The following is a 9,393-nucleotide window of genomic DNA, read 5'->3' as shown; positions in this document are numbered from 1 at the left end:
ACCCGTCATCCCCGCGCAAAGGCTTCGCCTTTGTCGCTGGAGGTGCGAGCGGAGCGAGCCTCGAAGGATGCACGGCCACCAGCCGGGCCGTGCATCCTTCGAGACGCGGCTTCGCCGCTCCTCAGGATGACGGGGCGGACGCCACGTACACCCTTGAACCACCACTATTTCCCTCACGAAACCGTGTGGCCGGCGCCGTAACAAAACGTCCCCTCACCCGTATTTTGGAGCGTCGGAGCGGTCCGGCCCGATTTGCCAATGCCGGCTCCCGCTCTAGACTGGCCCCCAATTGCGATCTCACGAGGAACCCATGCCCAAAAGCTCCCTCAGCCGCGTCTCGCTCTGCGCCGCCGCGGTCGGCGCGCTGGCCGTCGCCGCTTTTGCCGTTGCGCCCTCGCTTGCTGCCGAGGACGCCGTGATCATCCCGCCGCCTGCCGCGAGCGCACCGGAGACCGGCATCAAGACCGCAGTGCTCGCCGGCGGCTGCTTCTGGGGTGTGCAGGGCGTGTTCCAGCACACGGCCGGCATCGTCAGCGCGGTGTCGGGCTACTCCGGCGGCAGCAAGGCGAACGCCGACTACGAGAAGGTGTCGACCGGCACCACCGGCCACGCGGAGTCGGTCGAGATCAAGTACGATCCGCAGAAGATCTCCTATGGCAAGATCCTGCAGATCTTCTTCTCCGTCGTGCACGACCCGACCCAGCTGAACCGCCAGGGCCCCGACTCCGGCACGCAATATCGCTCGGCGATCTTCACCACCACCGACGAGCAGAAGAAGGTGGCGGACGCCTATATCGCCCAGCTCAACGCGGCCAAGGTCTACAACAAGCCGATCGTCACCAAGGTCGGCGCGCTGGAGGCGTTCTACCCGGCGGAGGGCTACCACCAGGACTATCTGACGCTGCACCCGAACCAACCCTATATTGCGTATAACGACATCCCGAAGGTCGAGAACCTGAAGAAGATCTTCGTGGAGAACTACATCGAGAAGCCGACGCTGGTGAGCAGCAGCAAGGTCACCAACTGACGGAACAGTCACCATCATTGCGAGGAGCGAAGCGACGAAGCAATCCATGTGCGTCCCTCACACTGGATTGCTTCGCTTCGCTCGCAATGACGACAACAAGGGAGTTTCCATGTCCGATACCAAAACCGACGGCAAGGTCCGCAAGAGCGAGACCGAGTGGCGCAAGGAATTGACGCCGATGCAGTACGCGGTGCTGCGGGAAAAGGCGACCGAGCGTCCCTTCACCGGCGAATACGAGCATGATCCCCGCAAGGGCACCTATGTCTGCGCCGGCTGCGGGCAGACGCTGTTCGAGTCCGACCAGAAGTTCGATTCCGGCTGCGGCTGGCCGAGCTTCTCCAAGCCCGCGGTCGAGAGCCATGTCGACGAGGAGCGTGACATGAGCCACGGCATGATCCGCACCGAGGTGCTGTGCTCGAAATGCGACGGCCATCTCGGCCACGTCTTCAACGACGGCCCCGGCCCGAGCGGCCTGCGCTACTGCATCAACTCGGCTGCGCTGAAGCTCGACGAGAAGAAGTAGCGACCGTCAGACGCGGGGCTCGACCCGCCTGTGACCGGCCGAACTGAATAATCGGCCCGACCCGTCGAACGTTTGCTCCGCCCCGCGCGACCAAGAACCGGTCGCGCGGGGTTTTGTTTTGGCGCGGCCGTGCTTCCGCGCGCTTCAACATAAGGAAATTTTGATGTCACCGATTTCTGGAAAGCTCTTGTTCGGTCTCGGTCTTGCCGGCGTCATCATGGCAAGCGCGGTCAGCGGGCCTGCGTCCGCCGCCGACAAGATCTCGCTGTTCAAGGTCATTACCTCCAAGGACGAAATCGTCATCGGCCTGACCGATGCCGACCTTGCGCAGGTCGAAGGCCAGAACGCCGGCGGCATCGCCAAGATGCTGGTCGCCAAGAGCTCGATGAGCGTCTGGCAGTACGCGGTGCACAAATCCGCCTCAGGCGATCTCGAACAGGCGCCGCTGCACAAGATCGGCCTGATCGCCAGCGACTCGCTGCGGGTCGAGCCCTACCCGACCCCGCTGAAGGTGCTCCCGATCGACGAAAGCAGGAAGTAGCCGCCCCGACGGCCAACAACATCCTCGTGATCGGCGTGCAGCCTTAACGACTCGCGCTCCGGAATGTGCTTTGCTTGGAACCTGCGGGGCCGTAGGCGTCTCGCCGTGCGGCTGCCGCCTGTTCTGAGGAGGGCGCCATGTCGCTTGGACTGATCCTCATCATCGTTCTGCTGGTTATCCTGCTGGGCGGCTATAGCGGCCGGATCCGCGGCTATGGCTATGGGCTCGGCCACTCCGGAATGGGCCTTTTCGGGGTGATTTTGATCGTGGTCGCGATCCTGGCCTGGCTCGACAAGATTTGACGGTCATAAGCTATTGAAATAAATAGACTTATTTGACCGCGCGCGGTGCCATGCGCGGATTCAGCATGTGCTCTGCCCGGGCCGCTTCTGGGGTCGCATTTTTGTCAAAGAGGCCTATATTAGGGATCGAAATGACATGTACGGCGCGCCGCCGATTATAGGCCGCCGTCCCCCAAAATCCCTTTCGCCGCTCTATGCCAAGAACACAAGAGGTCGTCGACCATGCGTCCCCTGCGTCCGTTCAACTATAACACGTCCGCTGAACTGTTCCCCGCCGCGATCCGCAAGAAGAAGCGGGCCGGCTTCGCCTATCGCCGTTTCGGCACCGCCGCCGAAGCCGTGCGCTTTGCGATGGAAGAGCTCCCGGCGGACTCGCTGAACGGCGCATATCTCCAGGTCGAGGAAGCCCGTTTCGACCAGAACGGCATCCGTTCGCTGTATGAGAGCGAAGGCTTCCCGCTGCCGCGCCGTCCGCGCCCCGAGCCGGCCCAGACCGACGCCGACGCTGCATAGACCTTCTACTCATCGCTAACGAAAAGCCCTCGGACCGATCCGGGGGCTTTTGTTTTGGGGATTAGAGTCTGGGCTGTTTGTCGAGCCAGCGCCGCAGCATCCGCACATTGCGGATATTGGCGCGGAACATGACGTCGAAGGCATCGCCTGCCACCGGCACCATGCCGACCACGCCGTCGACGGCGACATTGGCCAGCATCCGCGCGGTGATGTGCCAGGCGCGCCCAGCAGACGGGCCTCGCGCACCAGCCACAGCGAGATCGCTGTCGTGATGATATCGCCGATCACCGGGATCAGGCCGATCAGGCCGTCGATGCCATAGCGGACATTGGTGCCCGGCACGACGAAGGCGACGTCGAGCAGCTTCGCAATCATCTCCAGCCGCTGAAGCCGCTCCTCACGCGTCAGATTGCCGAACGGATTGGCGCGCGAGTTGCGCAAGTCGAACTGGAAGCCCTCGAACTGCGGATGCAGCGAACCATCGCCGACTTCGCGCCCGTCCTGATCGATGACCTTGCCGCGCGCCTGCGCTCCGCCGAAGGGCGGCCGCGATCGCGTAGCGTGGGGGGTGAAGATGTCGTCCTCGGTCATGGCCATCACATGGTAACGCAGGCAGGTGGTTCAAGTTGCGTCACATTACCACTGTGTCACCTTCAAGGCCGTTCAAGCCACATCACGTGCCGCGCGCTGCCGACGGCGTCAAGCCGAAACGGCGGCGGAAACATCGGTTGAAGTAGGACAGATCGTTGAAGCCGCAATCGAAGGCAATGTCGCTGATCCGCCGCTCGGCGTCATGGACCAGCAGTTCGGCAGCCTTGGTCAGCCGCAACTCGGTCAGCCGCATGGTGAAGCTCGCGCCCGCCTCAAACAGCAGCTCGTTGACATAGCGCTCCGACAGGCCGGTCGCGGCGGCGAGCCTGTGCGCGGAAAAATCCGGCTCGGTGAAGCGCTTCTCCAGGATCATCAGCAGCGACTTCAGCCTGACCGCACGAAGGCCACGGCGTTGGGCGGCAACTGCAAGATCGCCGCGGGCACCGAGGCCGAGCGCTGCGAGATCCAGTAGATGCGCGGCAATGGCGAAGCCGGCCTCGTCAACGGCATCGGGCGATTGCAGCAGCAGGTCGCTGTAGTCCATCGCCAGCGACAGCGCGCCGCCCGGCGCAAGCTCGTGGCCGACCAGGTCATCGACCCCGGCAACCATGGATCGCAAGGTCGCCATCGGCAGGTGGACATTGGTGAAGCGCTTGTGATGGGCACCGTCGGCGGTGAAGAACGGCTCGTCGAGCTTGAGCAGCACCATCGCGCCCGGCCGCATCTGAAATTCGCGGCCGCGATGGGTCACCATCGAAGCACGATCACCGGTGTTGCGCGCCAGGCAATAGCGGTCATCATTGGTCGCAAGCACCTGGCGCCGCTCGCGTCGCACGGTGGTGAAGCTGCCATTGCAGCGGCCGAGCAGGGTGGTGCCGATATGGATCGAGTTCATCGTCGCGCGAAACGGCACCGATGGTGACGGGTCGAGCTCGCCGGTGTTGGAGAAATGCTCGAACAGCTCGGCGAAGAACATGTAGCGCTGCCGCTCGCCGAGGCCCGGCGGCAGCATGTCGGTCGACAGCCTTTTCTTGATGACGGACATCGGAAGGACGGGACCAAGGTGTGCGCCGCAATCTGGCAACCGCCAGATGAACGGCGGATGAAATCTACCATCTCGTCGTCGGTCTGTGCCACAGCGCCGGACAGTCCAAGTGCGGAATTCTCCGGCGCTTCCCAGTCCAAGACGCACATGCCGCGGGGGGCTTACCGATGGCACCGGGCTCGCAGCCAGGACAGACCGCTCAAAGTGAGCCGCCGCACACAAGCGGGCCAACCAGAGGAGACCATGAGATGAAGACCTCCGCGATCCGCAAGCTGCTGCTCGGCGTGGCGATCACCACCAGCATGGGGATCGGCTACGCAATCGGCGCCCAGCCGCACATGGACGAGACCCTTGCAATGCTGCAATCGGCGCGTGCCGAGCTCACCAAGGCGACGCCGAACAAGGGCGGCCACCGCGAGCGTGCGCTCGGCCTGATCGATCAGGCGATGGGCGAAGTGCGTGCCGGCATCGCGTTTGCCGGCGGCGGCTAGAGCATTTTCGAGCGAACAACCTGACGAATGATTTTTGACATCAGCAGAGGACAATACTCATGACCAGATTGATTGCGGCCGCCTTCCTTCTCGCCACGCTCGGCAGCGCCGGTGCCATGCCGCTCGCGCCGGCGACACCCACCCAGAATCCCGATGTCATCACGGTCGCCGGCGGCTGCGGTGGTGGCTGGCATCGCGGGCCCTATGGCGGCTGCCGCCGCAACTACGCGCAGCCATGGATGCACGCCTGTCCGCGTGGCTGGTATCTAGGCCCCGGCGGCCGCTGCCGCGCCAACGGCACCTGACGATTTGATCACGCAGGCCTCTTGCATCACCCAGGCGGCGGACCGAAACGTCCGCCGCTTTTTCCATGTGAAGACGAAATTAGAGCGTCTTCGAACAAAGGGGCGCCGGCCCTCGTGAAGAGCTTCGCCTCGCTCAATAGACGCCCTTGTTCATGGTTCTGAGCCGCTGGGCCAGCGTCCTCATCACCTTCAGGGCAAAATGCGGCGTCTGGCTGACGAGGAAGAGAAACTGCTTTTCCGAGACCGGGACGAGTTCGACATCGGTGAGCGCTGTGGCGGTCGCACTCCTGGGCTCGTTGTCGATCAACGCCATTTCGCCAAAGATCGTGTCAGGCGCCAGGTCCGCCATGGTCTTGTTGCCGACCTGAATGCGCACATAGCCGCTCTTGATCACGAACAGCTCGTTGGCTTGCTCGCCCTCGCGAAAAATGACGCCACCGGCCCGCACCAGGCGCGTTTCGATATCGTTGCCCGTCAGAAGGTTGAAGCTTGCATCTGCCACTATGAATTCCTTTCCCCGAACCCGGACGCAGACGTCCCGGCTGTCTGCGCTCCGGCTAAAATAAATGTGCGAAAACAAAGTAGAGCGTACCCGAGATCAGCATCGCCACCGGCAAGGTCAGGACCCATGCCATGGCGATGTTACGGATTGTCGACCATTGCAGGCCGGACCCGTTCGCGGTCATGGTGCCTGCGATACCGGACGACAACACATGCGTCGTCGAGACCGGCAAGCCGTATCCGTCGGCCGCAGCGATAGTCGCAGCCGCCGTGATCTCGGCGCAGGCACCCTGCGCGTAGGTCAGATGGGTCTTGCCGATCTTCTCACCCACCGTCACGACAATCCGCTTCCAGCCGACCATCGTGCCGAGGCCGAGCGCGATGGCGACCGCAATCTTCACCCATGAGGGAATGAACTTGGTGGCGGCATCCAGCGAGCCCTTGTAGCGATTAAGCACCGCAACATCGGCATCGTTCAGCCCGCTGTCGTTGCTCTTCATCAGCAGGCGCAACGCCTCCGACACCAGATACATGTCGTTGCGCGTGTTGCCGACGGTCTCGGCCGGGAATTTTGCCAGCGAACCGTATTGGGTGACCTGGTCGCTGATTTCGCGAACGAGAACGGCGAGTGAGGGATAGGTATCGTCGGTGAGTTGCCGAAGCGCGATATAGTTGGTCACCGTCGGACGTGGGTTTCCCGTGATCTTGCGATCGGCGCCCTTGTCCTCGACGACCTTGCTCGCCGCAACCGAATTCGCGGTGAACGCCTCGATCTGGCTCGCAGGCATCGCGCGGTTCAGTGCGTAGGCGGTCGGGACCACGCCGATCAGGATGAGCATGATGAGACCCATGCCTTTTTGACCGTCGTTCGATCCGTGAAAGAAGCTGACCAGGGTACAAGTCAGGATCAGGATGCCGCGAATCCACCACGGCGGCGGCTGATCGCCCTTCGGCTCGCCGAACAGCGCCGGCGTTGCGCGCAACAACGCGCTCTTCAGCCCGTAGAGCAGGATCGCAGCCAGCATGAATCCGAACAGCGGCGACAGCAGCAGCGCCTTGCCGGTATTGACGGCCTGCGACCAATCCACGCCTGATGTCCCTTCCCTTCCGTGCATCAAGGCGTTCGCAATGCCGACGCCCATGATCGATCCGATCAGGGTGTGCGAGCTTGAGGCAGGCAGTCCGAAATACCAGGTCCCCACGTTCCAGATGATGGCGGCGATCAGCAACGCAAACACCATTGCGAAACCGGCGCTGCTGCCGACCTGGAGGATCAACTCGACCGGCAACAGCGAGACGATGCCGAACGCAACGGCGCCGCTGGAGAGAAGGACGCCGATCAGATTGAACAGGCCAGACCAGACAACGGCGATGTGGGCCGGCATCGAACGCGTGTAGATCACGGTTGCGACGGCGTTCGCGGTGTCGTGAAAGCCGTTGACGAATTCGAAGCCGAGCGAGATCAACAGCGCAACAAACAGCAGCAGGAACGCCGCATAAGAAGTCTTGCCGGCGCCCGTCGCACCGACGTCCGCATAAATGCTGTAGGCCACGAACAGCAGCGCGGCGCCGATGATGCCCAGATAGATGATGCCGGTGAGGGGATGAAAGCCCTTCTCGAGATCGGGCCCGCCACGCCGCGCAGGCTCGATCGAACCAGGTAACGCCACATCGCTCATGAGATCGCCCTCATGGCCGTGGGAGGACAAAAGCGGCCATGTGACATTGGGACTACGTTTACATGACGCCCATGTGACAATCGTATGAAGGACGCTCACCCGACTTGCGGCCGGCGCCTAATACATTGATAGGATTAGGGTAACGACCCTAGTGCTGAGACGCCGGCTCCGCCGGCACATGCAGCTCTTCCGCATATTTGTGGGCGAGCCAGGACGTGATGACGCCCGGGATGAAGCCGACCAGCCCGTACAGGATGAACTGCACCGCGCCGCTTTCGGAGCCGTGCGAGGCGTAGGTCAGCGCTGCGCCGACGAACGCCACCGCGCCGACCAGCAGCATCCGCACCAGCGGCGAGATCCGCCGCACATGCATCAGGATGTCGTCGATCGCACCGAACATCAGCGACGGCACGATGCCGAACAGATAATTGTATTGCAGCGACTTGGCGAACACGACGAACAGTTTCGTCACCTCGCCGCCATTGGTCTCGGTCCAGTAGCCGGACTGATAGGTGGTCATGAGCAACAGCAGGAAGCCGCCGATGAACGGCCCGATGGCTGCGAAGATCAGATAGCGTTTCATGGCGTGCCCTTGCCCGACGTCGGCCAAGTGTAACGCAGTCACGCAACGGTTCTAGGGAAAATCGACAGCGCCCGGCAATGTTCCGGGGCGTGCGTCGAATGCGCTGCAACAACCTGATGCCGCTGACGTCGCTGCGATACGGAATCGCCCGGACGGAGCCGGGCGATGACATCGTGCAGGAGATGAGAGCGAGGCTCGCTACTCGCCCCACGCCGCGAAGGCGTCGTTGAAGGCCCGCTCGCCGGGGGCGCCCTTTTCGATCGCGATGATGGCCCGGCGCTGGTTGGTATAGACCAGCGGCACGTCGAACCACGAACGCTCCTTCAGGAGCTGCAGATTGCGCGAGCGGTCGGCATCGACGTTGGAGAGGCCGACCAGGAAGAAGCCGTCGGTGACCTTGACCGCGAGGCCTGCCAGCGGCGTGCCGCGCGCCTGCTCGTTGGACTTCATCAGGATGCCCGGCACGTTGCCGACGCCGCCATTGGCGAAGTCCTGCGGCAGGATGAAGGTCAATTCCGCGGTGTGGCTCGCCGGCAGCGACGTGTCGGTGTTGCGGCGGAACGACATCGTCATCTTGAACTTGCGATCGGGGATGTCGATGTCGGCGCGCACAGCGATGTCGGGCTTCTGGTTGCCCGAGCCCTTGACCTGCTCGGTGCGCCAGACCACCGAACCGACATACTGCTTGCCCTTCGGATCCGACGGGTCCTCGTCATAGAGCACGACGCGCTGCGCCACCGGGGCGACCGGCTCGCCCGACGACGAGGGCTGACCGACGCGGTCGGTGATCTTCTTGCTCGAAGGCGTCGCCGCGGCATCCTTTGGCGCCTCGACGGGCGCGGAGGATTTGAACAGGCTGCTGACAAGGGTCGTGGCCTGCTGTCGGAACAGGATTCCAGTGCCGACCAGGATCAGCAGGATGCCGATCACGATCGCCGTCTTGAACGGGAACATCGACCCGACGCGCGGCTGCTTCGGCGCGCGCTCGGCGTTGCTGACCCGCGACCGTTGCGGCGGCGGGGCCTGGGGCGGCTGCGGGGAGTAGCGCTCCGCCTCCTCGATCGACTCGTCGTAGGAGTAGGGAGCTTCAGGATCGCCGCCGCGGTTCTCCAGGCTCGGCTCGAGCCGGTCGAATTCCGGCGAGGGCGACGGCACGTTGGCGTAGGTCTTGCGCGCGTTGCGGCTGGCTTGCGCCGCCGCACGTCCGAGATCGTCGGCATCGGCGGTGATGTCGCGGAAGCCTCGCACGCCCGGCGCTGCCGGCGGCACCGGCGGCGGTACGCCTTCCGGAC

12 protein-coding genes and 1 pseudogene are annotated in these 9,393 nt (G+C 63.4%); 7 read left to right on the top strand and 6 right to left on the bottom strand.

The window, feature by feature from the left end; translation table 11 throughout:
- Window positions 1-310: 310 nt before the first annotated feature.
- The 5 genes from msrA (at window position 311) to H8A95_RS39305 (ending at window position 2,906) form a co-directional block, all read left to right on the top strand.
- Entirely contained in the window at window positions 311-1,027 is a 717-nt protein-coding gene (msrA, locus tag H8A95_RS39325; protein ID WP_229187934.1) for a peptide-methionine (S)-S-oxide reductase MsrA, read from the top strand.
- 109 nt (window positions 1,028-1,136) lie between these two features.
- Window positions 1,137-1,550, top strand: a complete 414-nt coding sequence (gene msrB / locus H8A95_RS39320; RefSeq protein ID WP_229187933.1) for a peptide-methionine (R)-S-oxide reductase MsrB — start codon at window positions 1,137-1,139, stop codon at window positions 1,548-1,550.
- Between the two features lie 163 nt (window positions 1,551-1,713).
- Window positions 1,714-2,091: a hypothetical protein gene (locus tag H8A95_RS39315; protein ID WP_229187932.1), complete on the top strand. Its 378-nt coding sequence runs from the start codon at window positions 1,714-1,716 to the stop codon at window positions 2,089-2,091.
- Window positions 2,092-2,228: 137 nt separating this feature from the next.
- Window positions 2,229-2,393, top strand: a complete 165-nt coding sequence (locus tag H8A95_RS39310) for a DUF3309 family protein (protein ID WP_163153619.1) — start codon at window positions 2,229-2,231, stop codon at window positions 2,391-2,393.
- A 222-nt stretch (window positions 2,394-2,615) separates the two neighbouring features.
- The gene (locus H8A95_RS39305) at window positions 2,616-2,906 is read left to right on the top strand and encodes a hypothetical protein (RefSeq protein ID WP_092117298.1); all 291 of its coding nucleotides are present in this window, start codon (window positions 2,616-2,618) and stop codon (window positions 2,904-2,906) included.
- 61 nt (window positions 2,907-2,967) lie between these two features.
- Here H8A95_RS39305 and H8A95_RS39300 read toward each other — a convergent pair.
- Window positions 2,968-3,503: pseudogene (locus tag H8A95_RS39300) on the bottom strand (DUF4112 domain-containing protein).
- A 76-nt stretch (window positions 3,504-3,579) separates the two neighbouring features.
- Window positions 3,580-4,542, bottom strand: coding sequence for an AraC family transcriptional regulator (locus H8A95_RS39295; protein WP_229187931.1), 963 nt, complete (start codon window positions 4,540-4,542; stop codon window positions 3,580-3,582).
- A 248-nt stretch (window positions 4,543-4,790) separates the two neighbouring features.
- Here H8A95_RS39295 and H8A95_RS39290 point away from each other — a divergent pair, with 248 nt between their 5' ends.
- Window positions 4,791-5,033, top strand: a complete 243-nt coding sequence (locus H8A95_RS39290) for a hypothetical protein (protein ID WP_229187930.1) — start codon at window positions 4,791-4,793, stop codon at window positions 5,031-5,033.
- A gap of 59 nt (window positions 5,034-5,092) precedes the next feature.
- Entirely contained in the window at window positions 5,093-5,338 is a 246-nt protein-coding gene (locus H8A95_RS39285) for a GCG_CRPN prefix-to-repeats domain-containing protein (RefSeq protein WP_229187929.1), read from the top strand.
- A gap of 133 nt (window positions 5,339-5,471) precedes the next feature.
- Here the strand turns inward: H8A95_RS39285 and H8A95_RS39280 are convergent, their stop codons facing one another.
- The 4 genes from H8A95_RS39280 to H8A95_RS39265 form a co-directional block, all read right to left on the bottom strand.
- Window positions 5,472-5,840, bottom strand: coding sequence for a Crp/Fnr family transcriptional regulator (locus tag H8A95_RS39280; protein ID WP_229187928.1), 369 nt, complete (start codon window positions 5,838-5,840; stop codon window positions 5,472-5,474).
- A 55-nt stretch (window positions 5,841-5,895) separates the two neighbouring features.
- The gene (locus tag H8A95_RS39275; protein ID WP_229187927.1) at window positions 5,896-7,518 is read right to left on the bottom strand and encodes an inorganic phosphate transporter; all 1,623 of its coding nucleotides are present in this window, start codon (window positions 7,516-7,518) and stop codon (window positions 5,896-5,898) included.
- 148 nt (window positions 7,519-7,666) lie between these two features.
- Window positions 7,667-8,101: a DUF5413 family protein gene (locus tag H8A95_RS39270; protein WP_229187926.1), complete on the bottom strand. Its 435-nt coding sequence runs from the start codon at window positions 8,099-8,101 to the stop codon at window positions 7,667-7,669.
- Window positions 8,102-8,299: 198 nt separating this feature from the next.
- Window positions 8,300-9,393, bottom strand: a 1,094-nt coding sequence (locus H8A95_RS39265; protein WP_229187925.1) for a hypothetical protein, incomplete at its 5' end; no start/stop codon positions are given.

Origin of the sequence: Bradyrhizobium oropedii (assembly GCF_020889685.1) — a bacterium.
In the GTDB taxonomy this organism is placed as follows: domain Bacteria; phylum Pseudomonadota; class Alphaproteobacteria; order Rhizobiales; family Xanthobacteraceae; genus Bradyrhizobium; species Bradyrhizobium oropedii.
The sequence above is the reverse complement of the archived record's forward strand: the minus strand, read 5'-3'. Positions and strand labels throughout refer to the sequence as shown.

Coding starts and splice junctions, on each gene's coding strand:
- H8A95_RS39315 (WP_229187932.1), top strand. CDS start 1,714: ATGTCACCGATTTCTGGAAAGCTCTTGTTCGGTCTCGGTCTTGCCGGC.
- H8A95_RS39290 (WP_229187930.1), top strand. CDS start 4,791: ATGAAGACCTCCGCGATCCGCAAGCTGCTGCTCGGCGTGGCGATCACC.
- msrA (WP_229187934.1), top strand. CDS start 311: ATGCCCAAAAGCTCCCTCAGCCGCGTCTCGCTCTGCGCCGCCGCGGTC.
- H8A95_RS39275 (WP_229187927.1), bottom strand. CDS start 7,518: ATGAGCGATGTGGCGTTACCTGGTTCGATCGAGCCTGCGCGGCGTGGC.
- H8A95_RS39310 (WP_163153619.1), top strand. CDS start 2,229: ATGTCGCTTGGACTGATCCTCATCATCGTTCTGCTGGTTATCCTGCTG.
- H8A95_RS39270 (WP_229187926.1), bottom strand. CDS start 8,101: ATGAAACGCTATCTGATCTTCGCAGCCATCGGGCCGTTCATCGGCGGC.
- H8A95_RS39305 (WP_092117298.1), top strand. CDS start 2,616: ATGCGTCCCCTGCGTCCGTTCAACTATAACACGTCCGCTGAACTGTTC.
- H8A95_RS39285 (WP_229187929.1), top strand. CDS start 5,093: ATGACCAGATTGATTGCGGCCGCCTTCCTTCTCGCCACGCTCGGCAGC.
- H8A95_RS39295 (WP_229187931.1), bottom strand. CDS start 4,542: ATGTCCGTCATCAAGAAAAGGCTGTCGACCGACATGCTGCCGCCGGGC.
- msrB (WP_229187933.1), top strand. CDS start 1,137: ATGTCCGATACCAAAACCGACGGCAAGGTCCGCAAGAGCGAGACCGAG.